This is a genomic window from Dankookia sp. P2, assembly GCF_050632255.1.
GTDB lineage: Bacteria > Pseudomonadota > Alphaproteobacteria > Acetobacterales > Acetobacteraceae > Paracraurococcus.
The window spans coordinates 190,131-213,978 of sequence record NZ_CP192581.1; the positions used below are offsets into that span (position 1 = coordinate 190,131).

29 protein-coding genes and 5 pseudogenes are annotated in these 23,848 nt (G+C 71.4%); 20 read left to right on the forward strand and 14 right to left on the reverse strand.

What is annotated here, in order from left to right:
* Positions 1-18: 18 nt before the first annotated feature.
* Entirely contained in the window at positions 19-741 is a 723-nt protein-coding gene (locus ACQ86J_RS00990) for a hypothetical protein (protein ID WP_431269669.1), read from the reverse strand.
* Positions 742-793: 52 nt separating this feature from the next.
* Between ACQ86J_RS00990 and ACQ86J_RS00995 the strand changes: the two genes are divergently transcribed.
* The 3 genes from ACQ86J_RS00995 to ACQ86J_RS01005 are packed head-to-tail and all read left to right on the forward strand — an operon-like array spanning position 794 to position 3,188.
* Positions 794-1,507 carry a hypothetical protein gene (locus ACQ86J_RS00995; protein WP_431269670.1) on the forward strand — a complete coding sequence of 238 codons (714 nt, stop codon included), beginning with the start codon at positions 794-796 and terminating at the stop codon, positions 1,505-1,507.
* A 26-nt stretch (positions 1,508-1,533) separates the two neighbouring features.
* Complete coding sequence (locus tag ACQ86J_RS01000; RefSeq protein ID WP_431269671.1) at positions 1,534-1,950, forward strand: hypothetical protein; 417 nt, start codon at positions 1,534-1,536, stop codon at positions 1,948-1,950.
* A complete protein-coding gene (locus tag ACQ86J_RS01005) occupies positions 1,947-3,188 on the forward strand; it encodes a methyltransferase domain-containing protein (RefSeq protein ID WP_431269672.1) in 1,242 nt (413 codons plus the stop codon). The genes ACQ86J_RS01000 and ACQ86J_RS01005 overlap by 4 nt, the downstream gene beginning before the upstream one ends.
* 9 nt (positions 3,189-3,197) lie before the next feature.
* On the opposite strand, the gene minE is transcribed toward ACQ86J_RS01005, so the two are convergent.
* From minE to minC, 3 genes and pseudogenes are all read right to left on the reverse strand, one after another.
* A complete protein-coding gene (gene minE / locus ACQ86J_RS01010) occupies positions 3,198-3,491 on the reverse strand; it encodes a cell division topological specificity factor MinE (protein WP_431269673.1) in 294 nt (97 codons plus the stop codon).
* Positions 3,491-4,311: pseudogene (gene minD, locus ACQ86J_RS01015) on the reverse strand (septum site-determining protein MinD). Before minD ends, minE begins: the two are co-directional and overlap by 1 nt.
* Before the next feature lie 67 nt (positions 4,312-4,378).
* Entirely contained in the window at positions 4,379-5,179 is an 801-nt protein-coding gene (gene minC, locus ACQ86J_RS01020) for a septum site-determining protein MinC (protein WP_431269674.1), read from the reverse strand.
* A gap of 211 nt (positions 5,180-5,390) precedes the next feature.
* Between minC and ACQ86J_RS01025 the strand changes: the two genes are divergently transcribed.
* From ACQ86J_RS01025 to ACQ86J_RS01040, 4 genes and pseudogenes are all read left to right on the forward strand, one after another.
* On the forward strand, positions 5,391-6,293 hold the full coding sequence (locus ACQ86J_RS01025; RefSeq protein WP_431269675.1) for an ABC transporter substrate-binding protein: 903 nt from the start codon (positions 5,391-5,393) through the stop codon (positions 6,291-6,293).
* Positions 6,290-6,739, forward strand: coding sequence for an acyl-CoA thioesterase (locus ACQ86J_RS01030; protein WP_431269676.1), 450 nt, complete (start codon positions 6,290-6,292; stop codon positions 6,737-6,739). Before ACQ86J_RS01025 ends, ACQ86J_RS01030 begins: the two co-directional genes overlap by 4 nt.
* 322 nt (positions 6,740-7,061) lie before the next feature.
* A pseudogene (locus tag ACQ86J_RS01035) lies at positions 7,062-7,199 on the forward strand (heavy metal translocating P-type ATPase); the annotation flags it as partial.
* Positions 7,200-7,318: 119 nt separating this feature from the next.
* Positions 7,319-8,560: a heavy metal translocating P-type ATPase gene (locus ACQ86J_RS01040; protein ID WP_431272695.1), complete on the forward strand. Its 1,242-nt coding sequence runs from the start codon at positions 7,319-7,321 to the stop codon at positions 8,558-8,560.
* A gap of 250 nt (positions 8,561-8,810) precedes the next feature.
* Here ACQ86J_RS01040 and ACQ86J_RS01045 read toward each other — a convergent pair whose 3' ends face one another.
* Positions 8,811-9,089, reverse strand: a complete 279-nt coding sequence (locus ACQ86J_RS01045; protein WP_431269677.1) for a hypothetical protein — start codon at positions 9,087-9,089, stop codon at positions 8,811-8,813.
* On the opposite strand from ACQ86J_RS01045, the gene ACQ86J_RS01050 reads away from it, so the two are divergent.
* The 9 genes and pseudogenes from ACQ86J_RS01050 (at position 9,088) to hpxZ (ending at position 15,887) form a co-directional block, all read left to right on the forward strand.
* Positions 9,088-9,690, forward strand: a complete 603-nt coding sequence (locus tag ACQ86J_RS01050; RefSeq protein ID WP_431269678.1) for an NAD(P)-dependent oxidoreductase — start codon at positions 9,088-9,090, stop codon at positions 9,688-9,690. The two genes, ACQ86J_RS01045 and ACQ86J_RS01050, sit on opposite strands and share 2 nt — an antisense overlap.
* A gap of 122 nt (positions 9,691-9,812) precedes the next feature.
* Positions 9,813-11,570 carry an ABC transporter permease subunit gene (locus ACQ86J_RS01055; protein WP_431269679.1) on the forward strand — a complete coding sequence of 586 codons (1,758 nt, stop codon included), beginning with the start codon at positions 9,813-9,815 and terminating at the stop codon, positions 11,568-11,570.
* A complete protein-coding gene (locus ACQ86J_RS01060; protein ID WP_431269680.1) occupies positions 11,563-11,799 on the forward strand; it encodes an ATP-binding cassette domain-containing protein in 237 nt (78 codons plus the stop codon). Before ACQ86J_RS01055 ends, ACQ86J_RS01060 begins: the two co-directional genes overlap by 8 nt.
* Positions 11,799-12,353 carry an ABC transporter ATP-binding protein gene (locus tag ACQ86J_RS01065; RefSeq protein ID WP_431269681.1) on the forward strand — a complete coding sequence of 185 codons (555 nt, stop codon included), beginning with the start codon at positions 11,799-11,801 and terminating at the stop codon, positions 12,351-12,353. Before ACQ86J_RS01060 ends, ACQ86J_RS01065 begins: the two co-directional genes overlap by 1 nt.
* A gap of 54 nt (positions 12,354-12,407) precedes the next feature.
* A complete protein-coding gene (locus tag ACQ86J_RS01070) occupies positions 12,408-12,884 on the forward strand; it encodes a GNAT family N-acetyltransferase (protein ID WP_431269682.1) in 477 nt (158 codons plus the stop codon).
* Between the two features lie 187 nt (positions 12,885-13,071).
* Positions 13,072-13,725, forward strand: a complete 654-nt coding sequence (locus ACQ86J_RS01075) for an alpha/beta hydrolase (protein ID WP_431269683.1) — start codon at positions 13,072-13,074, stop codon at positions 13,723-13,725.
* Positions 13,722-14,947, forward strand: a pseudogene (locus tag ACQ86J_RS01080) (allophanate hydrolase); the annotation flags it as partial. The gene ACQ86J_RS01075 and the pseudogene ACQ86J_RS01080, both read left to right, overlap by 4 nt.
* A gap of 217 nt (positions 14,948-15,164) precedes the next feature.
* A pseudogene (locus tag ACQ86J_RS01085) lies at positions 15,165-15,513 on the forward strand (allophanate hydrolase-related protein).
* Complete coding sequence (gene hpxZ, locus ACQ86J_RS01090) at positions 15,513-15,887, forward strand: oxalurate catabolism protein HpxZ (protein WP_431272696.1); 375 nt, start codon at positions 15,513-15,515, stop codon at positions 15,885-15,887. The pseudogene ACQ86J_RS01085 and the gene hpxZ overlap by 1 nt, the downstream one beginning before the upstream one ends.
* On the opposite strand, the gene ACQ86J_RS01095 is transcribed toward hpxZ, so the two are convergent.
* From ACQ86J_RS01095 to ACQ86J_RS01115, 5 genes are all read right to left on the reverse strand, one after another.
* Entirely contained in the window at positions 15,884-16,111 is a 228-nt protein-coding gene (locus ACQ86J_RS01095; protein ID WP_431269684.1) for a hypothetical protein, read from the reverse strand. The two genes, hpxZ and ACQ86J_RS01095, sit on opposite strands and share 4 nt — an antisense overlap.
* A 29-nt stretch (positions 16,112-16,140) precedes the next feature.
* The gene (locus ACQ86J_RS01100) at positions 16,141-16,860 is read right to left on the reverse strand and encodes a PAS domain-containing protein (protein WP_431269685.1); all 720 of its coding nucleotides are present in this window, start codon (positions 16,858-16,860) and stop codon (positions 16,141-16,143) included.
* Positions 16,790-17,098, reverse strand: coding sequence for a hypothetical protein (locus tag ACQ86J_RS01105; RefSeq protein WP_431269686.1), 309 nt, complete (start codon positions 17,096-17,098; stop codon positions 16,790-16,792). The genes ACQ86J_RS01100 and ACQ86J_RS01105 overlap by 71 nt, the downstream gene beginning before the upstream one ends.
* A 122-nt stretch (positions 17,099-17,220) precedes the next feature.
* A complete protein-coding gene (locus ACQ86J_RS01110; protein WP_431269687.1) occupies positions 17,221-17,988 on the reverse strand; it encodes a cache domain-containing protein in 768 nt (255 codons plus the stop codon).
* Between the two features lie 199 nt (positions 17,989-18,187).
* Positions 18,188-18,625 (reverse strand): M20/M25/M40 family metallo-hydrolase, encoded by a 438-nt coding sequence (locus ACQ86J_RS01115; protein ID WP_431269688.1) that lies wholly within the window; start codon positions 18,623-18,625, stop codon positions 18,188-18,190.
* Between ACQ86J_RS01115 and ACQ86J_RS01120 the strand changes: the two genes are divergently transcribed.
* Positions 18,625-19,413 (forward strand): hypothetical protein, encoded by a 789-nt coding sequence (locus tag ACQ86J_RS01120; protein ID WP_431269689.1) that lies wholly within the window; start codon positions 18,625-18,627, stop codon positions 19,411-19,413. The genes ACQ86J_RS01115 and ACQ86J_RS01120 overlap by 1 nt on opposite strands.
* 145 nt (positions 19,414-19,558) lie before the next feature.
* On the opposite strand, the gene ACQ86J_RS01125 is transcribed toward ACQ86J_RS01120, so the two are convergent.
* On the reverse strand, positions 19,559-20,080 hold the full coding sequence (locus tag ACQ86J_RS01125; protein WP_431269690.1) for a Bug family tripartite tricarboxylate transporter substrate binding protein: 522 nt from the start codon (positions 20,078-20,080) through the stop codon (positions 19,559-19,561).
* On the reverse strand, positions 19,977-20,381 hold the full coding sequence (locus ACQ86J_RS01130; protein WP_431272697.1) for a tripartite tricarboxylate transporter substrate-binding protein: 405 nt from the start codon (positions 20,379-20,381) through the stop codon (positions 19,977-19,979). Before ACQ86J_RS01130 ends, ACQ86J_RS01125 begins: the two co-directional genes overlap by 104 nt.
* 754 nt (positions 20,382-21,135) lie before the next feature.
* On the opposite strand from ACQ86J_RS01130, the pseudogene ACQ86J_RS01135 reads away from it, so the two are divergent.
* Positions 21,136-21,252 (forward strand): annotated as a pseudogene (locus tag ACQ86J_RS01135) (hypothetical protein); the annotation flags it as partial.
* Between the two features lie 61 nt (positions 21,253-21,313).
* Entirely contained in the window at positions 21,314-21,511 is a 198-nt protein-coding gene (locus ACQ86J_RS01140) for a hypothetical protein (RefSeq protein WP_431272786.1), read from the forward strand.
* 84 nt (positions 21,512-21,595) lie between these two features.
* Here the strand turns inward: ACQ86J_RS01140 and ACQ86J_RS01145 are convergent, their stop codons facing one another.
* Positions 21,596-22,384 (reverse strand): cyclase family protein, encoded by a 789-nt coding sequence (locus tag ACQ86J_RS01145; protein WP_431269691.1) that lies wholly within the window; start codon positions 22,382-22,384, stop codon positions 21,596-21,598.
* Between the two features lie 97 nt (positions 22,385-22,481).
* Positions 22,482-23,234, reverse strand: a complete 753-nt coding sequence (locus tag ACQ86J_RS01150) for an SDR family NAD(P)-dependent oxidoreductase (protein WP_431269692.1) — start codon at positions 23,232-23,234, stop codon at positions 22,482-22,484.
* A 253-nt stretch (positions 23,235-23,487) separates the two neighbouring features.
* On the opposite strand from ACQ86J_RS01150, the gene ACQ86J_RS01155 reads away from it, so the two are divergent.
* Positions 23,488-23,718 (forward strand): hypothetical protein, encoded by a 231-nt coding sequence (locus tag ACQ86J_RS01155; RefSeq protein ID WP_431269693.1) that lies wholly within the window; start codon positions 23,488-23,490, stop codon positions 23,716-23,718.
* Positions 23,719-23,848 lie beyond the last annotated feature (130 nt).

A 23,848-nucleotide genomic window follows, 5' to 3' on the forward strand; every position in this document is an offset into this window, starting at 1 on the left:
GGGCCCGGCAAGACCGGATCAGCCGATCAGGAAGCAGGAAACGCCGGATCGCCGCATTCCCGCCGTCACCGGCCGCGCGAACTCCGCCGGCGTCAACCGGGCTACAGGATGCGAGCACGCCTTTCCGCCGAACAGGCCCGGCGCTATGCGGCGGAGTGCCAGCGGAGACCGACACCGATGCACGCCGATCCCGACACTGCCCCGCACCCGTCCCTGGCGGCGGGGATCCGCGACGGCCTGGCCTTCATCAAGGCCCGATTGCTGCAGCCTGTCACCGTTCAGGGCGCCGCCATGCGGGCGATCGCGGAGACAGCGGAGCCGTTCAACGACAGCCACTGGTACTGGACCGACGACAACGCCAAGGCGCTGGAACTCCTCGCCCTGCCCGCGGTGCGGGATGCCGAGCCGGCTCTGGCCGACTGCGTCCTCGACTTCGTGCTGGCGATGTCCCCCGGTGAGGCGATCTGGCGTCGGTTGGCGGCGCCGCAGATCGAGGCGCGCCGGCTGGACCCGAAGGACTTCCTGGTCGTCACGCCCTTCCACCGCTTCGAGGGCGACCTGTCCCGCGGCGTGCTGCGGCAATCCAGCCGGTTCAATGACGGCCGCGAGCGGGTGGCAGCGGTGCATGCCGGCCATCTGGTGGAATTCCAGCTGGCAGGCCGCAAGCATTGCATCGACGTCGAGGACTGCATCACGGATTGCGGTCTCCTTCGCACCGTCGACGGCATCACCCTGTTCCACGAAAGCACCATCGAGGCGCCGGCGAGGTCTGCTCAGCCGCCGGCCGCAGCCGGTGGCAACGCTGCGCTACAGCTACGACATCCGCGCCGACAGCGCCGCCATCCTGCTGCAGGTGACGCTCCGGGCGGCACCCGGCATCCTGCTGTCGCATGTCCGCCTGACCACCGCCTGCGACGCCCTTTCCGACATCCCGCGCGCCTGCCATGTCGGCACCGAGGGGACCTATGCGACGCCGAAGCTGCCGCCTGCCGGCGCGGCCTACCTGCATCGTGGACCACTCCAGCAGATTCTTCTGACGGAAGCCGGCAATCCGGGCTTCGCCCATACGCTCTACCTCCGCCCCAGGCGGCCCGACCACGTCGCCAGCCTCAGCGCCACCACCCTGGCGGATGGCCGGCTGCAATGGGTCGTGCTGCGCCATGCGGCACCTCGGATACCGGCGGGTGGCGAGTTTGCCATCGCCGAGGACAGGCTGCTGCTCGCCGGCGGCGACCTGGCACAGGCGCCGATGGTCGGGAGGCTGCTCGACCTCGCGGGCGGCGCTGGCCGGCATCGACCCGAGTGCCAGCTACGACCACGGCGCCGAGTTGAACGCTATCGTCACCTACTGGCGGCACGGCATGGCGGACAGCTACGCGACGCCGGTTCCGCCGGATCGCCTGGCAGCGCTGCGGGCATGGTTCGACCGGCACCTCGACGCCTTCCTTCACCACCGTCACGCCGCAAGGCGGTGCGGCTGGCCACCGCGTCTATGTCCGCGGTCTAGCCTTTGTCATCCTGGCGCTCGACAGCATGCTGCGCGGGACAGGAGAGGCGCGGTACCGCCTCGCGCTCGGTGCCGCGCTCGACCTGCTCCTGCAGTGCCAGCAACAGGGCATGAATGACGGCGTGTTCTTCGACAGCGGGGCAGACACGGGCTACCTCGATTGCCACGCCGCCGCGATCCTGGCCCTGGCCCGGCTGGTCGAGCCGGGCTGCGATGCGCGGATCGCGCCGGCCTTGCGCCGCGCGCTCGCGGCACTCCGGCTCGGCACGGTCATGGTCCCGGTCGGCGAGGCGAGCCTGCCCTTCGATACGATCGTTGTCCGCAGCCGCCAGGCAAATGGCGAATGGGCCGAGGATGGCGCCTATTGGACCTACAAGGCCGCGCTCCTGCTGCGCGCGCTGCGCGTCGTCCTGCTGCGGCGCGCGGCCGGCCAGCAGGATTGAGCCCGACCGAGGCCGAGCGGGTCCTGGCCCTCGCCCGCGCCTGCAACGACCGGCTTTCCACCACCGAGCGCCGCCGTCCCGACGGCGTGGAGCACCTGACCAGCCCACATGCTGGCGAGGGGAATTCCGAGACCCAGGCCTGGGTCCTCCTGGCGGACGGGGCGGCGGACGCGGCCGTGCCTGGTGCCGCCGGGCCGGCGACGGAGCATGCCCTCGCCGAAGTTCTGGCCGCCACCCACGGCGCTGCCCCTGCACTCGCGGCGGAGCCGCAACCTGCACCGCCTGCCGAGCCCTCATCGGAAGCCCTGCACGAAGCGCGGACGCTGCGGTTCAACGTGAAGATGCTCGCCGCAACCCTGGCCCGAGCCAGGCTTGCCGGGATCGCCGAGGCCACGGCGCTCCCCGACGAACCCTGCAGGGTCGGGCTCGGCAGCCGCATTTGCTGCCAGGCCGACATGGAGCAGGCCTGGTTGCGCCATTGGTGCCACGCCCTCGGCACCGCCCCGCGCTACCACCGCAAGCTCTGGGAGGACTGCTTCGTCCCGCAGGCGCTCTGGGAAGCCGGCATGCTCAAGGCCGGCCGCCGCGGCCTCGGCTTCGCGGTCGGCAGGGAGGACCTGCCCGCCTTCCTCGTCGGGCGGGGGATCGAGGTGCTGGCGACGGATCTCGACGCCGCGGACGACCGGGCAGGCGCCTGGCGGGATAGCGGCCAGCATGCGAACCAAGCCCTCAGCCTGTACCGGCCTCGACTGGCGCAGCCGGCCGAATGCGATCGCCTCCTCGCCTTCCGCCCAGTGGACATGACCGCGATCCCCGAGGATCTCCTGCAAGGTCGGTTCGACTTCATCTGGTCGGTCTGCGCGCTCGAGCATCTCGGCTCGCTCGAGGCGGGCGAAACCTTCATCCGTATGGCGATGCGGTGCCTCCGCCGGGGCGGCATCGCCGTGCACACCACCGAGTACAACCTCGACCAAGAGGGGCCGACGCTCGCCACCGGCTCGACCGTTCTCTTCCAGCGCCGTCACCTCGACCGACTGGCGCAGGCACTGGCGGCGGACGGGCACGCGATGCTGCCGATGCAGGACCCGCCCGGCGGGCAGCACCTCTTCGACCAGCTCGTCGACGTGCCACCCTATCCGCATCAAGGCGGGCCACCGGATGCGCCGCACCTGCGCCTGACGCTGGGCGGCTATACCACGACCTCGGTGGGCGTCATCATCCAGGCCGGCGCCGCCTGACAGCGACCGTCAGGCCCGTGCCGCAGCCCCGGCCGGGGCCGGCCGCGCGCCCGGCAATTCGATCTCGATCGCCAGGGTCGAGATGTCGCCGCCTCGGTCCAGCGCGACATTCACCTTGCCCGGGTCGATCGCCACGTAGCGGGCGACCACGGCGACCAAATCCTGCTGCAGCCGTGGCAGGAAATCCTCCCGCGTCCGGCCGATGCGCTCATGCGCCAGGACGATCTGCAGCCGCTCCTTCGCCGCGGTGGCGCTGGGTGGCTCCGGCTTGCGGTTGGCGCGGAAGTAATCGAGCCAGCTCATCAGGCAGCCCTCCCCCCGAACAGGCGACGCAGCAGGCCAGGCTTCTTGTCCGGCTCCAAGAAGCGGTGCGGCAGCTCCTGGCCGAGGAAGCGGGCGACCGCGTCCTTGTAGGCCTGGCCGGCAATGCTCTCGGTATCCATGATCACCGGCGTGCCGGTGTTGGACGCCTTGAGCACGCTCTCGTTCTCCGGGATTACGCCGAGCAGCGGGATCGCCAGGATCTCCCGGACGTCCTCGAGCTTCAGCATCTCGCCGCGCTCGACCCGGTTGGGGTCATAGCGGGTGACGAGCAGGTGCTCCTTCACCTTCTCCCGCTTCTCCTCCGCCCGCTTCGACTTCGACTGCAGCACGCCGAGGATGCGGTCGCTGTCGCGGACCGAGGAGACCTCTGGGTTCGTCACGACGATCGCCTGATCGGCAAAATAGAGCGCCAGCAGCGCCCCTTCTCGATCCCGGCAGGGCTGTCGCAGAGGATGTAGTCGAAATCCTGGCTCAGCTCCTCGATGACCCCGGCGACACCCTCCTTGGTCAGCGCGTCCTTGTCCCGGGTCTGCGAGGCTGGGAGGATTGCCAGCCCCTCGACCCGCTTGTCGCGGATCAGCGCCTGGTTCAGCCGCGCCTCGCCCTGGATGACGTTGACGATGTCGAAGACGACGCGGCGCTCGACCCCCATGATGAGGTCAAGGTTGCGCAGGCCGACATCGAAATCAACTACAACGGTCTTCTTGCCGGCCTGGGCCAACCCGGTCGCGATGGCGGCGCTGGTGGTGGTCTTGCCCACGCCCCCCTTGCCCGACGTCACGACGATCACCTGCGCCATCGACGCATCCCCCTGTTGCATCCTGTCACCCGCGGCCGGTGCCGACCTGGCGCCCGCCCGCCGGCGTTTACCCGAGCGGCGCAAACCGCATCTCCTCGCCGTCCAGCCGAACCTGCGTCGGCCGGCCGATCGGTGCCGCCCCGAGCCCTTCGCGCACCGCGTAGAATCCGGCGATGGCGATCAGCTCAGGGTCGAAATTCAAGGCGAAGATCCGCGCCTCGGTGTCGTTCTGCGCGCCAGCGATCGCCCTGCCGCGCAGCGCCCCATAGACGTGGACATTGCCGTCGGCGATGACCTCGCCGCCCGGATTGACCGTGGCCGTGACGATCAGGTCGGCGCCTTCCGCATAGATCCGCTGGCCTGAGCGCACCGGCTCGGTGACCACCATCGCGGTGCGACCGCTGCCCTGGAAGGCCGGGGCGACCGGCGCGTCCCCCGCGGCCGGCGGCGCCGCAGCGGGCGCAGGCGTCGGGACGGCGGGCGGCGCAGCGTCGGCCGGCGGGATCGCGCTGGCCGCCGGCGCCTCGGCCTCCGAGTCGCGGCCGCCGACGACGCGCAGCGGCGGCAGGCCGGCCGCCGTCGCTGCCTGGCGCATCTGCGGGCTGCCCCCCGTGGTGCCGATCGGGACGATCTCGAGCGCGTGCAGCCCTTCGATCAGGCCGCGGAAGTCAACTTCCTCCGGCGCCACGGCCAGATCGGCCAAGCCGATGACGATCAGGGCGAAGCGCAGGAAACCGGGCGCCCGGCGGAATTGGTCGCCGAGCGCGGGCAAGACCGTCTCCGGCCGCGGGTCGAGCAGGCGCAGCACCAGCAGGTTGAAGTTGCCGGCACGTAGCCTGAAGGATTCCGGAAGGGTCTGGCTGCTCAAGGCGTTCTCGGCTCGGCCACGCGGGCGGGGACATTTCGGTGGCCTGCGCGGGTGCGCCGGCCTCCCTGCGTGCATAGCAGCGTGGCTCCGGGCGGCGAAGCCCGAATGCATACGGTTCCCCAAGTCCGCACCCCGCGGCGGGCCGCTGCCGCCATGGACTCGCCGGATCGGCCATAGCGGCGATAATGGGCTGCCAGAGTCGGGAATAGCCATGCACAGGATGACCCTGCTGGAGCCCTTTAGGGCCCTCTTCTACGCGCCCTTCTACCTGGCCGAGTCGCTGGATGCCTTCGCCCGCCAGGGCGTGGCCGTGGAGATGGTGACGGCCGGCACCGCCGACGCCGCCTGCGCCAGGCTGCTGGCAGGGGAAGCCGACCTTGCCTGGTCCGGGCCGATGCGTCCCATGCTGCTGCGCGCGCAGGACCCCGCCTGCACCCTGCGCAGCTTCTGCGCTGTGGTGATGCGCGACCCTTTCCTGCTGCTCGGCGCCGCGCCGCGGCAGGGCTTCCGTATCGAGGACTTGGCAGGCCTGAAGCTTGGCCTGGTCGCCGAAGTGCCGACGCCGGTCTGGTGCCTGCGCGGCGATGTCGCGGCGCGGGGGATGGACTGGGGTGCACTGGAGACGGTGCGCGGCCAGGGAATGTCGGCGAATGCCGCGGCGGTGGTCAGCGGCCGGCTCGACCTGGCGCAGGTGTTCGAGCCTTTCGCCTGCCAGGTCGAGGATGCCGGCGGTGCCGTCTGGCATGCCCAGGCGAGCCGCGGCCATACCGCCTATACCGCCTTCTATGCGACCGAGGCGGGTATCGCGGCAAAACGCGAGCCGCTGCGGGCGATGATCCGGGCGATGGCGGAGGCGCTCGATGTCATCCGGACCGCGCCGGCCGAGGAGGTCGCCGCGCGCATCGCCCCCCGCTTTCCGGATGTCCCCGCGGCGCATCGCAGCCGTGCCATCGCCCGCTACCAGGCGCTCGGCCTCTGGGATGCCGGGCCGCTTTTCCCGCAGGAGGCCTTCGAGACGCTGGGCCGCGCCATGCTCGCCGCCGGCGCCATCAGCCACATCCCCGCCTTCGCCGACTGCGTCGACAATGCCCTGGTCGAGGAGGCGCTGACATGAGCGGCAAGGTCCCCGTCGGCACCCGCGCCGACTACCGCTGGTTCACCGAGATTCCGACGCGCTGGATGGACAACGACGTCTACGGCCACGTCAACAACGTCACCTATTATTCCTGGATCGACACTGCGGTGGCGCAGTTCCTGATCGCCCATCAGGTGCTCGACCTCGGCAGCAGCACCGAGGTCGGGCTCGTGGTCGAGACCCAGTGCCGCTATTTCGCGCCGATCGCCTTCCCCGACCTGGTCACCTGCGGCATCCGCTGCGGCCGGCTCGGCGCCTCATCGATCCGCTACGAGCTCGGCATCTTCCGCAATGCCGAGGACCGCGCCAGCGCGGAGGGCCACTTCGTCCACGTCTATGTCGCCCGGGCCGAGCAGACCCGCACCGTGCCGGTCCCGCCCCGGCTGCGCGATGCCGCTACCCGGGTGCTGCTGCCGCAGGCCTGATGCCGCCGGACTCCACCGCCTGCGGCTGGCCTTGCTCGCCTGGGCCGCATCCGGGCTGGTGCTGGGCCTGGCGCTGGTCTGGCTGGCGCCCGATCTGGCGGACAGCGTCTTCGCGCTGGCGACCCTGCCGGTCCTGGCGGCGCTGCTGCGCGACATCGTCCAGGGCATGCTGCGCGGGCAGGCCGGGCTGGACCTGCTCGCCGCGCTCTCGATGGCGGGCGCCCTGGCGGTGGGTGAGGACCTTGCTGCCGCCGTCGTCGCCCTGATGTTCGCCGGCGGCAGCTTCCTCGAGGATTATGCGCGGCAGCGGGCCCGGCGGGAAATGACTGCCCTGCTCTCCCGCCAGCCGCGTCGCGCCACCCGGCACGGGTCGGCCGGGCTGGAGACTGTGCCGATCGAGGCGCTCAGGCCCGACGACCGGGTGCTGGTCCGCCAGGGCGAGGTGGTGCCGGTCGACGGCCACGTCCTTGGCCCCGCCGTGCTGGATGCGGCGGCCCTGACCGGGGAGGCGACCCCCATGGTCCTCGCCCCGGCGCGCCGGCGCTGTCGGGCGCCACGAATGTCGGCGAGGCCTTCGAGCTGCAGGCCGAGCAGACCGCCGGCGACAGCACCCTGGCTGGGATCATCCGTCTTGTGGAACAAGCCCAGGCCAGCCGGGCGCCGATGGCGCGGCTGGCTGACCGCTGGGCGCTGGGCTTCCTCGGCGTGACGCTGCTGATCGTCGGCGCCGCATGGCTGGTCTCGGCCGATCCGCGCCGCGCGCTCGCGGTTCTGGTGGTCGCGACCCCCTGCCCGCTGATCCTGGCGGTGCCGGTGGCGTTGATCGCCGGCCTGTCGCGCGCGGCCCGCGCCGGCGTGCTGGTGAAGAGCGGCGCTGCGCTGGAGCTGCTGGGCCGCGTCCGGGTCCTGCTGCTGGACAAGACCGGCACGCTCACCGAAGGCCGCGTCCGCCTGCTGGAGACCCGGCCGGCGGGCAACATGGCGCCGGCAGAGCTGCTGCGTCTGGCCGCCTCGCTCGACCAGGTCAGCGGTCATCCCGTCGCCATCGGCCTGGTCGAGGCGGCGCGGTCGGCAGGGCTCGTCCTGACCATCCCCGAGGCGGTGCGGGAGGAAGCCGGGTCCGGCATTGCCGGCCGGGTCGGCGGCCGCGCGGTGGCGCTTGGTGGCGCCGGCTTCGTCGCCGCGCATGGCTGGCCCGATGCCGGCACTGCGAAAGATGCTCAGGCGCCCGGCGCGTTGCGGGTCTGCGTCACAGTGGACGGCGCGCCGGCCGGGCTGCTGGTGCTGGCCGACCCGCTGCGCCAGGACGCCGCCGCCATGCTGGCAACGGCGCGAGCGGCCGGCATTCTGCGGATCGTGCTGCTCTCGGGCGATCGTGCCTCGGTCGCCGAGGCGGTCGGGGCGCGGCTCGGGGTCGATGCGGTGCTGGCGGAGCGCAGCCCGGCCGAGAAGGTCGCCGCCGTGCTGCGCGAAAAGCCGGCCGGTCCGGTCCTGATGCTGGGCGACGGGGTCAATGACGCGCCGGCGCTGGCGGCGGCCGATATCGGAGTCGCCATGGGGGCCCGAGGGGCAGCGGCCAGCGCCGAGGCGGCGGATGCGGTGGTGCTGGTCGACCGGATCGACCGGCTGGCCGAGGCCATGCGCATCGCCCGCCGGGTCCGCGGCATTGCGCTGCAGGGCGTCGTCGCCGGGATCGGGCTGTCGGTGCTGGGGATGCTGGCGGCGGCCGCCGGCTGGCTGACACCGGTGCAGGGCGCCGTGCTGCAGGAAGCGATCGATGTGGCGGTGATCCTCGATCCATTGCGGGGGCTGCGGGGCTAGCGCGGATCGCGGCAGGGCGTGAACGCCCGCACGCGTGGACCTCCGCGCAGACGACAACGAGCCGCAGTGGCGCAGCGTCGCGCCCGAACGCCGGCCGCTGTCGTCCCCGGGCTTGCTGGCGGCGGCAGGCCCCGCCATGACGGGTCCATCCGTGGGAGAGAGACCGATGCCCGAGATCAAGCGCCTGGCCATCCTCGACGACTACCAGGGGGTCACCCTGGCGCTCGGCCCCTGGGACCGGCTGCCCGCCTCAATCCAGATCGAGCAGTACCGCGACACCGTCACCGGCCCCGCGCTGCTGGACCGGCTGAAGCCCTGCGACGCCATTCTGGCGATGCGGGAGCGCACCCCCTTCCCGCGCGCCCTGATCGAGCAGCTGCCGAACCTGAAGCTTCTCATCACAACCGGCGGCCGCAACCGCGGCATAGATCTCGAGGCCTGCGCGGAGCGCGGCGTCACGGTCTGCGGTACGCCCTCCTTCGCGCATCCGACCGTCGACCTGACATGGGGCCTCATCCTCTCCCCTCATGCGCCGGATCCCGGAGCAGGAAGCGGCGCTGCGCGAGGGCCGCTGGCAGGTAAGGCTCGGCAACACGCTGGAAGGCAAGACGCTCGGCTGCGTCGGGCTCGGCAATCTCGGCAGTCGGGTCGCCAGGGTCGGCGCCGCCTTCGGCATGAAGGTCATCGCCTGGAGTCAGAACCTGACGCCGGAAAAGGCCGAGGCCGCAGGCGCCACGGCCGTCAGCAAGGAACAATTGCTGGCCGAGGCGGATGTGGTGACCCTGCACCTCATCCTGTCGGACCGCTCGCGCGGCATCATCGGCGCGGCCGATTTCGCCCGGATGAAATCCTCGGCCGTGATCGTCAACACCAGCCGCGGGCCGCTGATCGACCAGGCCGCGCTGATCACGGCGCTGGGCGAGCGGCGGATCGCCGGCGCCGGGATCGATGTCTTCGACACCGAGCCGCTGCCGCCCGGGCACCCCATCCTCGCTGCACCCAACACCGTGCTGACGCCGCATCTGGGCTATGTGACGGAGGAGAATTACCGTGCCTATTTCGCCGGGGCAGTCGAGGCGGTGGCGGGCTACCTTGCCGGCAAGCCCGTGCGGGAATTGCGCGCCGGCTGAGCAGAGCTGCCTATGCCCTGGGCGACGCGACCGCCGCCCGGGGCATGTGCACGGCCCTAGGGTCCCGGCATGGCCGTTGCATTCCGCGGCGGGACGTCGATCCGCCCGGGAGGCCCACGCCAATGACCATCACCCGCCGCAGCATCCTGGCAAGCTCGCTCACCGCCGGCGCCGCCGGCCTGGCGGCACCCGCAGTCCGCGCCCAGGGCGTTACCGTGAAGGTCGGCGCGCTGCGCCTGATCCACTCGATCGCGCCTTATATGTACGAGCGCTTCCAGCCGGACGGGATGAAGATCGAGATCGTAGTCTTCGAGAGCCCGACCGAGTCGAAGAACGCCGTCGTCACGAAGTCGGTCGATTTCGGCGCCTTCGGCATCGCCGCCGGCATCCTCGGCGCCGCGGCGCGCGAGCCGGTGGTGGTAGTCGGCTCCTGCTGCGACCGCGGCATGGCGGTGGTCGCGCGCAAGGAGGGTGGGATCGGCAAGCTCGCTGATCTCCGCGGCAAGAAGGTCGGCATCTGGCCGGGCTCGACACAGGAGGTCTTCATCCTAGAGCGGCTGAGGATGGAGGGCATGACCATCCGCGACATCCAATCCATCCGCGTGTCCTTCAGCGAGATGCCGATCGCCCTCGCCCGCGGCGATGTCGATGCCTATGTCGGCGCCGAGCCTGGGCCCGGCGTCTCGGTTTCCTCCGGCATCGGCAAGATCGTGGAATACCCCTATTCGACGCCGATGGGCTCGCTGAACATGATCTTCGCCACCCATGCCGAGACGGTGGCGCAGAAGCCCGACCTGGTGCGGCAGATGCTGCGCGTCCATCGGAAGGCGAGCGAGTTCGGCATGGCCAACCGTGATGCGACGATCGAGACCGCGGTCGCCCGGCTCGGCATGAAGCGCGAGGCGCTCGAGGTCAGCCTGCCCAATGTCGAGCTGAACTGGCAGATGACGCCAGAGATGGTGCAGCGGTCGAAAACCTATGCCGACCACATGCTGAGCCTGAAGCAGATCCGCGCGATGCCGGATTTCGGCAGCTTCTTCGCCACCCAGTTCTCGGACGAAGCTGGCGAAGACGGCGGCATGAGCGCGCGTGCCGGGCGGGGCGTCTCGCCTCGCCAGGCGCTGCTGGCGGTCGCCGCCCCGGTGCTCGGCCTGCTGGCCTGGCACCTCACGACCAGCGGGCGCGCCTTCAGCCTGATCCCGCCGCCCTGGGACGTCGCCGTGCAATGGTGGGACCTCGCCTTCGGCGGGGTCTGGGACGACCTCTATTCGGCGACCCTGCTGGAGCACACGCTGGCCAGCCTCGGCCGGGTCTATGGCGGCTTCGCCCTGGCGGCCCTGGTCGCGCTGCCGCTCGGGATGCTGATCGGCCGCATCGCCGTGGTGCGCGACCTGCTCGATCCATCCTTGCAAATCCTGCGGCCGATCCCGGTGACCGCCTGGCTGCCGCTGGCGATGATCGTCTTCGGCATCGGCCCGCGCTCGGCCTTCTTCCTGGTCTTTCTCGGCGCCTTCTACCCGATCCTGCTGAACACCATCTTCGGCGTCCGCAGCGTCGAGGGAAGATTGTTCGAGGCGGCGGCGATGCTCGGCGTGAGCGCCCGGGCGATCTTCTGGAAGGTGGTGCTGCCGGCCTCGCTGCCCTCGATCTTCACCGGGCTGCGGCTCGGCCTCGGCTTCGCCTGGGTGGTGATCGTGGTCGGCGAGATGACCGGCGTGCAGACCGGGCTCGGCGCCATCATCATGGAGGCGCGACAGCTATCCCGCACCGAGATCGTCATCGCGGGGATGGTGACCATCGGCCTGCTCGGCTTCGTCTCGGACCAGCTGGTGCAGATGCTGGGGCGGCGGCTGCTGCGCTGGAACCCGCAACATGGATGACCTCTCGGCGGTGCCGGTGCGCGCCGGCACCATGCTGCCGATCCTCGACGTGCAGCGGGTGACCACGTGCTTCGCCTTCGGGGCAGAGAGCATCACCGCGCTGTCCGATGTCTCGCTGCGGATCGAGAAGGGCGAGTTCATCTGCCTGATCGGCCCGTCCGGCTGCGGCAAGTCGACGCTGCTGCGGATGGTCGGCGGCTTCGAGGTGCCGAACCAGGCGCGCTGCTGATGTGGGGCAAGCCGGTCCCAGGCCCCGGCCCCGACCGCGGCATGGTCTTCCAGGATTACGGCCTGTTCCCCTGGCTGACCGTCACCCAGAATGTCGGCTTCGGCCCCGCCGCGCGCGGCCGGCCCAAGTCGGAGGTTGCCGCGACCGCGAAGCGCTTCGTCGACACCGTCGGCCTCACCCGCTTCGCCGATGCCTATCCGCACCAGCTCTCCGGCGGGATGAAGCAGCGCGTGGCGATCGCCCGCGTGCTCGCCAACGACGCCGAGGTCGTGCTGATGGACGAGCCCTTCGGCGCGCTCGACGCCTTCACCCGCGAGCGGCTGCAGGAGGAGTTGCTGGAGATCTGGGCGCGGACCAAGCTGACGGTGATCTTCGTCACGCATGCGATCGAGGAGGCGATCCTTCTCGCCGACCGGGTGGTGGTGATGTCGCCCGGGCCGGGCCGGATAGTCGCCGACGAACGCATCGCCCTGGCCCGGCCGCGCGACCCGACCTCGCCCGAGTTCAACGCGCTGCGGCGGCATCTCTCGGCGCTGCTGGGCGGGCATCCCTAGTGGGTCCATGGCGTCCGGTGATAGCGTCCCGCCCCCGCAGCCGGGATCCCGACCATGTCCACCCGCATCCTCGCCGTCTCGGACCACCCGGAGCTTGCGCCGCAGGTCGCAGCCTGGCTTGTCGAGGCCTTCGGCCGGCCCGGCGGGCGCAGCGTGGCGGAACTCACGGCGCTGATCCTCGGCCCAACGAAGGGACCGGAGGAGAGCTTCGTGCTGTTCGACGGCGACGCCCCCGCCGGCACGGCCAGCCTGGCACATGACGATCTGGACAGCCGCCCCGACCTCACCCCCTGGCTCGCCGGCGTCTATGTGCCCCCGGCCTTCCGCGGCCGCGGCCATGCCAGCGCGCTCGTGCGGCATGTCGAGGGCTTCGCCCGCGCCGCCGGCGTCCGGACGCTCTGGCTCTACACCTGGACCGCGGCGCCGCTCTATGCGGGGCTCGGCTGGGTGCAGGTGGGGCTGGAGCACGAGATCAAGCGCAACATCCAGGTGGTGCTGATGCGCCGCGACCTGGCCGGAGACCCCGCATGACGCCCTACCCGATGGCCGATTTCTGGGCCGGCGCGACGCGCGACCAGCGCGACGCCGCCTATGACAACACCCGCGCCGTCGCCGATAGCGCCGCGCTGATCGCCGCGCGCAATGCCGCCTCCGCCGCGTTCCGTGCCGCGCATCCGGGCCATCTCGACCTGCCTTATGCGCCGGGCGAGCGGTGCAAATGGACCTCTTCCCCGCCGCCGCGGCGGACGCGCCCTGCCTGGTCTTCGTGCATGGCGGCTATTGGCAGCGCAACCGGCGGGAGGATTTCTGCGTGCTCGCCGAAGGCGCCCTCGCCCGCGGCTGGTCGGTCGGGTTCCCCGGCTACACGCTGGCGCCCGACGCCTCGCTGACTCAGATCGTGGCCGAGATCCATGCCGCGCTGTCCTGGCTGCAGGAGCATGGCCCTGCCCATGGCATCGCCGGGCGCGTGGTGCTGTCGGGCTGGTCGGCCGGCGGGCATCTCGTCGGCGCCTGCGTCGGCCATCCGGCAGTCACGGCCGGGCTCGCCATCTCCGGCGTCTTCGAGCTGGCACCGATCCGCGACACCTACCTGAACGACAAGCTGCAGCTGACCGAGGCGGAGATCGAGACGCTGTCGCCGCTGCGCCAGCCGATGGTCCGGAAGCCCATGGCGGTGGCCTATGGCACCGGCGAACTGCCGGAGTTGCGCCGGCAGTCCCGCACCTTCCACGCCGCGCGGGCCGAGGCGCATATCCCAGGGCCGCTGGTGCCGATCGCCGGGGCCGACCACTTCCGCATCCTCGACGCGTTGCGCGCCCGGGATGGCGAGCTGCTGCGCGCTGCCGCAGCCTTGCTGGACTATCCCGCATGACCGCGCCCGAGGTCTTCACCCTGCCCGCGCTAGCCGGCTTCTATGCCGCCGGCGGCAGCCCCGCCGCGGTCGCCGATGCGGCGCTGGCGCGGATCGCCACCTGGGACGACCCGGCGCTGTTCCTCGCCCGGGTGCCGCCGAACGCGGTGCGCGCCCGCGCCGCGGCGCTCGCCGCCGAGGGGCCGCAGGGACGCGCCCTGTTCGGCGTGCCCTTCGTGGTGAAGGACAATATCGACGTCGCCGGCATGCCGACCACGGCCGCCTGCCCCGACTATGCCTATGTGCCGGCCGAGGACGCGCCCGTCGTCGCCCGCCTGCTGGCGGCCGGCGCCCTGCTGCTCGGCAAGGTAAACCTCGACCAGTTCGCCACCGGGCTCAACGGCACGCGCAGCCCCTTCGGCACGCCGCGCAACCCGGTGGTGCCGGATTGCGTCCCAGGCGGCTCCTCCTCGGGCTCGGCCACCGCCGTGTCCGCCGGCATCGCCGCCTTCTCCCTCGGCACCGATACCGCCGGGTCCGGCCGGGTGCCGGCGATGCTGAACAATATCGTCGGGCTGAAGCCGAGCCTCGGGCTGGTGCCGACCCAGGGGTGGTGCCGGCCTGCCGCTCGCTCGACGTCGTCTCGGTCTTCGCGCTCACCGTCGCCGATGCCGCCGCGGTGCTCGAGGTGATGGCCGGCCCGGCCGCGGCCGACCGCTATTCGCGCGCCGCCCCCGCGGGCTGGTGCGCGGCGCCGGTGCCGCAACCGGCCTGGCGACTGGCAGCCCCGCTGGCGGAGCAGCTGGTCTTCGACAGCCCGGACGATGCCGCGCTGTACGACGCGACGCTGGCCCGGGCCGAGGCGCTGGGCGGCACGCTCACCCGCGTCGATATCGCGCCCTTCCTGGCGATCGCCCGGCGGCTCTATGACGGTGCCTGGGTGGCGGAGCGCACCGCGGCGCTGCGCGACCTGCTGGCGGCGAAGCCGGAGGCGATCCACCCGGTGACCCGGGGCATCCTGGAAGCCGGCTTGCCCAAGCTTACCATCGATGCCTGGGAGGACTTCCACGCCGCCGCCGAGGCGCGCCGCCTGGCGCGCGCGTTGTTCGCCGGGACCGATGTCCTGCTGCTGCCGACCGCGCCCGGCACGCCGACCCTGGCCGACCTGGCGGCAGAGCCCGTCGCGGCCAACAGCCGGCTCGGCACCTACACCAACTTCGTCAACATCTGCGACCTGTCCGCACTCGCCGTGCCCGCCGGCTTCCGTGCCGATGGCCGTCCCGCCGGTGTCACGCTGGTCGGCCTCGGCCTTCGCCGAGGCACGGCTGGCCGGGCTCGGCGCCGCGCTGCACGCGGTGGCCGGCGTGACGCTGGGCGCCACCGGCGCAGTCATCCCGCCGCCGACCGCCCTGCCGGCGCTGGCGCCGGGCGAGATCACGCTGCTGGCGATCGGCGCGCATATGGCGGGGCTGCCGCTGAACCCGCAGGTGCTGCGGCATGGCGGGCGCTTCGTCACCGCCGCGCGCACCGCGCCGCTCTATCGCCTCCACGACCTCGGCAGCCGGCCAGGCCTGGTGCGGGTGACCGAGGGGCGTCGCCATCGCCGGCGAGGTCTGGGCCTTTCCGGTGGCGAGCATCGGCCCCTTCCTGGCCGAGATCCCGCCGCCGCTCGGCTTCGGCCGGGTGACGCTGGAGGATGGCTCGACGCCGCTCGGCTTCCTCTGCGAGACGGCAGGCGTGCTCGCCACCCCGGACATCTCGGCCACCGGCGGGTGGCGCGCCTACATGAAGGCCAAGGAGCAGGTTTGATGCAGGTCGATATTCCCGAAGTTCTGGCCGAGATGCGGGCCATGTTCGCCGAGTACGAGCGGGCACTGGTCACCAACGACGTCGCCTTACTGCAGGAGCTGTTCCGCAAGGATGTTCGCACGCTGCGCTACGGCCCGGCCGAGAACCTGCTGGGCTGGGAGATGATCGCCGCCTTCCGCGCCGGGCGCTCGCCGGTAGGCCTCGAGCGCACGCTGCAGAACACGATCATCACCACCTATGGCCGCGACTTCGCCACGGCGAACACGGGATCCCTGCGCGGCGCGCGGCACGGGCGGCAGAGCCAGACCTGGGTGCGCTTCCCTGAGGGCTGGCGGATCGTCGCGGCCCATGTGTCGCTGATGCCGCTGGATTAGGGACGACAGACCGGGGTGCCGATGCCTTTCGCCGGGGCGGCCTGCAGGCGCGCCAGCGGCAGCGTCACCTCGACCACCAGCCCGTCATGCGCCCAGTCCCGCCGCACCGAGCCGCCGAGCTGGCCGCGCACCACCGCCTCGACTACCTGCGAGCCGAAGCCGCGCCGGGCCGGCGGGCCGGCGACCGCGGGGCCGCCTGCCTCGGCCCAGTGCAGCCGCAGCATGGTCTCTCCCTCCGCGCACCAGCTCACCGTCAACTGCCCGCCCGGTACCGACAGCGCGCCGCGCTTTGCGGCGTTGGTGGCCAGCCGTGCACCAGCATTGCCACCGCCTGCGCTGCAGTGGAGGCGACCGGCAGCGGCGGGCCATGCAGCCGGATGGCGCTCTCGGCCCCGCATGGGCGCGCAATCCAAGCTCCAGCAGGCTCCGCAGCTCGGTGGACTGCCACCGCCCGGCGGCCAGCAACCCATGCGCCCGACCGGAGCGCCGCAATCCGCTTCTCCACCGCCGTGCGGAAGGCCGCCGGATCCCGCGCCGGGGTCAGCCGCAGGATAGACTGCACCACGGCGAGGACGTTCTTGGCACGATGGTCCACCTCGCGGGCGAGCAGGCGCTGGTGCCGTTCGGCCGCGCGGGCTTCGGTGATGTCCTCGCCCGAGGCGACCACGGCGGCTGGCGCGCCGGCGGCGTCGCGCAGCGTGGCATTGCGCCAGCTCACCAGTCGCTCGGTGCCGTCGGCGCGCAGAACCGGGTTCTCGAAGCTGCCGAATACCGCCGGCTCGCCCATTCCGGTGGCGAGGGCGGCGAAGACCGGCCGTACCTCCGGGTGGATACGCGCCGGGATGAAAGTGGCGATCCAGTCCCGCCCGATGGCCTCGCTGTCCCGCTCCAGCCCCAGTACCTCAAGCCCGCGCCGGTTGATCGCCCGCACCGTGCCGTCCGGGGCGAGCACCAGCAGCATGGCGCCGGCCACGTCGAAATAGAGCCTCGCCCGGTCGCGCTCGGCCCGTAGGGTCGCCCTCGGCCCGGCCGGTCGCCAGGCGCAGGCGCTCGAACTCGGCCACGCGGGGAAACCGGCTCGCCGCCTCGGGCGCCTCCGAACCAACACCGGCGGCCACCGCCTCGGCCTGCCGGGTCAGGGCGCGGACCGGGCGGACCACCAGCGCGCCGGTGGCCAGGGCGGCGCCGAGCGCGAGACCGAGGACACCCAACCCGCCGACCGCAAGGGCGCCAACTGCCTCGCCAGACCGCCGCATCGCGGACGGCGACGGACTCACCCACGATGATCATCCAGCCGGGCACCCCAGTCAGGCGGCGGAAGGCGCTGATCGTCTCATCGCCGAGGCGGCTTCGGCCCGTGCATCAGGCCGCCCTCGCGGCCCTGCGTCCCGGTCAGCACCCAGTCCAGCACCCGCTGGCCGACGAAGCGGTCATGGTCGCGCGAGCGGGCCACGATGACGTCGGCGGCATCGACCAGGGCGGCGAAGGCGGCCCCGTCCCGGCCCCGCGCCGCCAGCAGGTCGCTCAGCCGGGTGGCATCGAACGACGCGCCGGCCATCAGGACGACCTGGCCGGCCTGGTCGAAGACCGGGACGCCAAGCGCGATGGTGGGTACGCCGGAGACCGAGCCGATGACCAGATTGCCCAGGGCGGGCCGCCGGGTGGCGAAGACTCGCTCGACCAGTTCGCGCCCGGCAAGGGGCGGCAGCGGGGTGCCGCCCGGCGCACGCGTGGTCACCAGGCGGGTGCCGTCACGCCGCGCCAGGTAGAGCGCCGCGCCGATCCGCCCGGCGATGCGGCGGGCCTGCGCATCCACCGCCGCCAAATCCGGCGCGGCCGGGTCGGGGCCGAAAGCCGGCGAGGTGACGAAGGCCGCCAGCGCCGCCCCCACCCCGGCGACCTCGGCGTCGACCGCTGCCGCCAGCGCCCGCGCGGTGTCGCGCAGCCCGTTCTCGAAGGCGGCACGCTGGCCCTGCACGGCGGTCCAAACCGCGGCCGCGCCGACGCCAAGAGCCGGCAGGAGGACGGCGGCAGCAAGCGCGGCGAGATAGGCGCGCAGGGTCGGCAGCTTCCTCGCGCGCTCCGCCACGGCGTCGGGCATCGGCCTTCCTGTCTTGTTGCTACCGTCCAACCGAGGCGCACGATTATGCCGCGACCTCGCCGCGGTTGCGGGCGGACCGGACGCGGCCGGCCCAATCAGCGGGCTCTACCAGCCAGGCTGGATGGCCGCCATCATCGGATCGTAAGGAAAACGAATTACGCGGCTGCGGTTCCCTGGCCCTTTGCCTCGCGGCCGCTGTCTATCCCGCCAAGTAACGCGCCGCCGCGTCGCCCAGGATGCGCATGCAGAGAGCCAGATCCTCCTCCTTCGTATCCTCCGCCCAGTGGTGGCTGATGCCGCCGATCGAGGGCGTGAAGAGCATCGCAACCGGCATGGCGCGCGCCATGTACTGCGCATCGTGCCCCGCCCCGCTCGGCATCCGCTGCCAGAGACCGGGCGCTAGGCTCTCGGCCGCGGCATCCAGCGCCGCCATCATCGCCGGGTCGCAGGGGGCAGGCAGCGACTTGCTGATGTTCAGCAGCGTCGCCGTGGTGCGCTCACGCCGGTTGCTCTCCTGCACGCAGGCACGGAGGCAGCGCTCCATACGCTCCAGCACCACCAGGTCGATGTCGCGGAACTGGAAAAGGATATCCGCCCTGCCGGGGATGATGCTCGGTGCGCCGGGCTCGACCCGCAATGCGGCCGCAGGTCCATGCGCTGCGCTCGCCGCAGACCCTGGGGAATTCCTGGTCGATCATCGCCAGCAGCCGCACGGCGGCCAGCCCGGCATCGCGCCGCTCCGCCATCGTCGTGCCGCCGGCGTGGTCCTGCATCCCATCGATGGTGATGCGCCACTGCCAGATGGCGACGATGCCGGTGACCACGCCGGCCTGCAGCCCGGCGCGCTCCAGCTTGCGTCCCCTGCTCGATGTGCATCTCGAAGAAGCCCTTGTGGCGGCCCTTCTCCAGCTGCATGCGCGGCTTGTTGGCGAGGCCCGCTGCGGCCAGCGCGCTGCGCAGCGGCGTACCGTCGCTCCGGTTGCGGCTGCGGTCGATCTCGTCATCCGGCAGCAGACCGAGGATGGAGCGGCTGCCGAGGAAGCCACCTTCGAAATGTCCCTCCTCATCGGCGAAGGCGACGACATCGACCGGCAGCCCGGCCCGCGCCAGGGCGAGGCCGGCGACCACGCCGAGTGCGCCGTCCAGCCAGCCGGCGTGATTCTGGGTTTCGATATGGCTGCCGGCCAGCAGATGCGGCCCGGCGCCGCGGTGCCGGCCATAGACATTGCCAATGCCGTCGATCGCGGGGTCGAGCCTCGATCTCGGCCATCCGCGCCATCAGCCAACGGCGGCTTTCCATGTCCTCCGGCGAATAGGTCGGCCGGTGGACGCCGGTCTTGTAGGCGCCGATCTGCCGTAGCTCGTTCAGGTCGCGGAGGAAGCGGTCGGCGTCGATCTGCGGCATGGTGCCTCGGTCCGGGATGAGCCGGAATGCTGCCGCACCGCAGCAAATCACGCCAGGGGGCCAGCTACGGCGTTTTGGTCAACGCGTAGGCCACGCACCTCCGTAGAGGGCGGCATTCAAATGGGATGTACGGGGCCGGGCGCTCACGCCATCCTACGGTCCGGTCTATCCCTCGATGGTGATCCAGGCCTCGCGCACCACCTTCCTCCAGCGGATCGGCTCCTCGGCCCAATAGGCGGCGAAGCGGACCGGGCCGTCGCCGAGCGGGCTGAAGCCGTTGGTCCGCAGTGTTTCGGCGAAGTCGCCGCCGAGTACCGCGACGACCGCGGCATCCAGGCTCTCGGCGATCGCGGGCGGCGTGCCGGGGGCGGCGAGCAAGCCGATCCAGAAATCCGCCACGACCGGCAGGCCGGCCTCGGTCAGCGTCGGCGGGTCCGGCACCAGCGGGAAGCGCTGCGGGCTGGCCACAGCCAGGATCATGCAGCGGCTGCGCTGCGGATTGGCGACCGCGACCGGCACGATGCAGCACTCCACTTGGTCGGCGGTGACGGCCAGCACCGCAGGCCCGGCCCCGCCATAGGGATCATGGGTCAGCTCTATCCCGGCGGCGAAACGGATACCCTCCCCGGCGGCATGGGAGACCGTGGCGACGCCATAGGACCCGTAGGCGAGCGAGGGCCGCGCCACCCGCGCCTTCTCGAGGACGCGTGCGAGATCGGCGGTGCCAGGGCCGGGCCACCAGCGCCATCACCGCCGCGGCGATGCCTGTCACCGGCACGACGGCCGTGGGGTCGAAGGGTAGCTTCGGATTGGCGGCCGGCAGGACGGTATGGGTATTGCCGGTCGCCAGGATCAGCAAATGACCATCCGCGGGGGCGCCGAGCAGCACTTGGCTGCCGACCACGCCACTGCCGCCGGGCCGATTCTCGATAACCAGCGATGGATCGAGCCTATCGCCGAGTCGCTGGGTGACCAGCCGGGCCAGCATGTCGGTGGCGCCGCCCGGCGGGAAGGGCACGATCACCCTGACGGGACGGCTCGGCCTTCAGGGAGGCTGGGCGGACGCCAGGCTCGTTAGGGTGACGAGCGGTGCGGCTCCGCCCGGAAGGCCGCGACGGGTGATGGTGCTGGACGAGGGAGTCCTCCACGGCGTTGCGTCCGCCTTCGTTGCAAGGGCGCCGATCTCGGACCCGAATCGTCAGACCGGCACGGAGAATTTGGGCGGCCAACCAGCCATTTTGATCGCGAACCAGAGAGGCTGAGGCCTTTGCGTTCCGCGGCTTTGCGCGGGTTCGTCACGATATCGTTAGGGACCACACGCAACTTGCGAGCAGCCAGAGCAAGCCGAACGGATGTTTGGCGTGCATCCGCGCCTTTGCAGGCAGCCGCCGGATGAGCATCTCGACGTGGAATCGGCCGTTACCCGCGGGTTTGACGCGAAAGTGTCGTGGTTGCCGGGAACCGATACAAAAATGTACGCAATATGTCATTGGTCAATCGACCGACAGATTCATGATGAACTCGTTACTTCCTGGCCCCGTCGGAGCAACTCGTTGCGCTTGAAGAAGCGCGCACAGGCTTCGATAGTCGGTGAGCCATGCAACTCACGGAATGTCCAGGGCGCAGGACCGATTGCGCCGTCCATCCAGATCCTCTCAACCAGCGCCACGCCGGGCGAGTCTCCGCCGCGGGAAGACCTACCCCCTGCCCTGCTCGCCATGATGATGACGGCGAACCGCATCATGGCGACCGAGGCTGTCCGCGCCGTCCCTGACGGCCGCCTGACGCCGCCGCAGTTCCGCATCCTGAACTACCTGCTGCTCGCGCCCGGCGCCTCGCTCTCCGAAGTCGCCGCCTATCTCGGCGTCCGTCTCCCCACAGCCTCGGTCATGCTGGTGAAGCTTCGCCGCCGAAGGCTACGTGCTCCGCAGCCGCCACCCGACCTCGCGCCGCCGCATGCAACTCGTCCTCACCGAGCGTGGCCAAGAGATCACCACGTCGGTCCGCACCGCGCTGTTCAGCCGCCTCCATGCCGGCCTCGATCGGCTTGAGGAAGGCGAGCGCTGCGTGCTGCAGCAGGCCATGCCGGCGCTGCGTCGCTTGTTCGCCCAGGTCTGAGCGGCGGCCGGAGGAAGGCATGCCTGGCACCCTCTCCGGCGGTCCACCAGCCAGGCATGCTGCGGGATCCCCTCCTGCCCGGCCTCACTCATCGATGATCGCCACCGCCCGGGTCCAGCCGGCCGAGCCGCGATGCACCTTCACCGGAAAGCAGACCACCTGGAACCCGTCCGCCGGCAGCGACTCGAGGTTGCTGAGCTTCTCGAGGTGGGAATAGCCGATCTCCCGTCCCGCCCGATGGCCCTCCCAGATCAGCCCGGCATCGCCGGTCGCCGCGACCCGGCGCTTGGTATGGCTGAACGGCGCGTCCCAGGACCAGCCATCAGTGCCAACGAGGCGGATGCCGCGTTCCAGCAGCCAAAGCGTCGCCGCCTTGCCCATGCCGCAGCCGGCATCGATGAAATCCTCCTCGCCGTAGCGCGACCCGGCACGGGTATTCACCACGACGATCTCGAGCGGCTTCAGCTCATGCCCGATCTGCTTAAGCTCGGCCTCGACATCCGCCGGCTGCACCACGTAGCCATCCTCGAAGTGCCGGAAGTCGAGCTTGACGCCGGGGTTGTGGCACCACTCCAGCGGCACCTCGTCGATCCGCCAGGACGGCTCGCCACCCGGCACCAGCCGCTCGTTCATGCGGGAGAAGTAGTGGTAGGGTGCATCCAGATGGGTGCCGTTATGGGTGCTGATGTTCACCCGCTCCACCGCGGCGTATTCACCCTCCGGCATGGCCTCGACCGGCACGCCCATATAGGCCGCCATGCGGGGCGCCGACTGGTGATGATCGACGTACTCGATTTGCGGCAGCATCTCCGGCGGATCGGAGCGGATGCCGGCCTTGAGCGGCACCGAGATATCGATGAAACGGCGTGCCATGATGGTTCCTCCCAAGCGGCCGGCGCTTGGCGCCGGTCCGGTTCGCGGGCACCGAGCCTGGACCGGAAGCCGCGGCCCGGTCCAGGGGCGCGCCCGCTCAGTACAGCGCGTAGCCGCCGTCGATGACGAAGGTGTCGCCGGTGTGGAAGGCCGAGGCGCCGCTCATCAGGTAGACCGCGATGCCGCCGAAATCCGCGCCCGTCCCCCAGCGCCGCATCGGCACGCGCGGCAGGACGTTGCCGGCGAATTCCGGGTCGTTGGTGGCGCGCGCGGTCATGTCCGTCTCGATCCAGCCGGGCAGGATGGAATTGGAGCGCACGCCGTAGCGGGCGAGCTCGACCGCAAGCGCCCGGACCATCGCGGTCATGCCTCCCTTGGAGGCGCCGTAATGCTCGTTCCGCGCCGCGCCCTCGATCGCCGCGAGCGAGGCGGTGCCGACCAGCACGCCGCCCTTGTCGCCCGCCTCGGCCCGCGCCTTCATGTGCCGGGCGGCGGCGCGGAAGGTGAGGAAGGCGCCCCGCAGGTTGATGTCCAGCACGCGGTCCCAATCCTCGACCGTACGATCGACGAAGGGGCCGCTGCGGCCGCCGGAGACGCCGGCATTGGCGAAGCAGCCATCGACCCGGCCGAGCACCCGCAGCGTCTCGGCGAAGCCGGCCTCGACCTCGGCTTCCTCGGCAACGTTGCATTCGAGGGCGAGGACCCGGCCGCCGCAGGCCTCGAGCTGGGCGCGAGCGGTGGCGTTCTTCGCCGCATTTGTACCCCAGATGGCGATGTCGGCGCCGGCCTCCGCCATGGCCTGGGCCATTCCAAGGCCGATCCCGCCATTGCCGCCGGTGACCAGCGCCACCTTTCCCGCCAAGTCGGAACGGCTTGTAGGCCATGCTTCTCGCTCTCCATCCTCGGGCGCGCAGCCTGCACCGGTGCGGCTTGCGCCGGAAGTCCCGTGCCCGGCTTGCGCCCGACGTCCGGCTGGGTGAGACCGGCGCCGCAGCGGAAGGGGCAGGCTATGGCGCGGATCACCTTCATCCAGCCGGATGGCAGCCGACAGGACTTCGAGTCCGGCGAGGACGACACGGTCATGCTGGTCGGGGTGCGGCACAATGTGGCGAGGCTACCGGCGGATTGCGGCGGGCAGCCTCGCCTGCGCCTCCTGCATGGTGGATGTGGCGGAGCCCTGGCGGGAAGTGGTCGGCGGCCCCGGCCTGGACGAGGGCGACATGATCGAGGATGCGCTGGGCACGCGGCCTCCGGGGCGGCGGCTTTCCTGCCAGATCCAGATCACCGAGGCGCTGCATGGCCTCGAGGTGCGGCTGCCCGAGACCCAGGCCTGAGCGGGGCCGGCGGTTCTGGCATGGACCGCCTCCTCCTGCTGCCGATGGCAAAGGCCCGTGCGGGCGCGTGCCCTAAATCTTGCCGGGAGGAGGTCGGAGCGGGGTGCGGTGGACCGGGCGCCTGGATCCT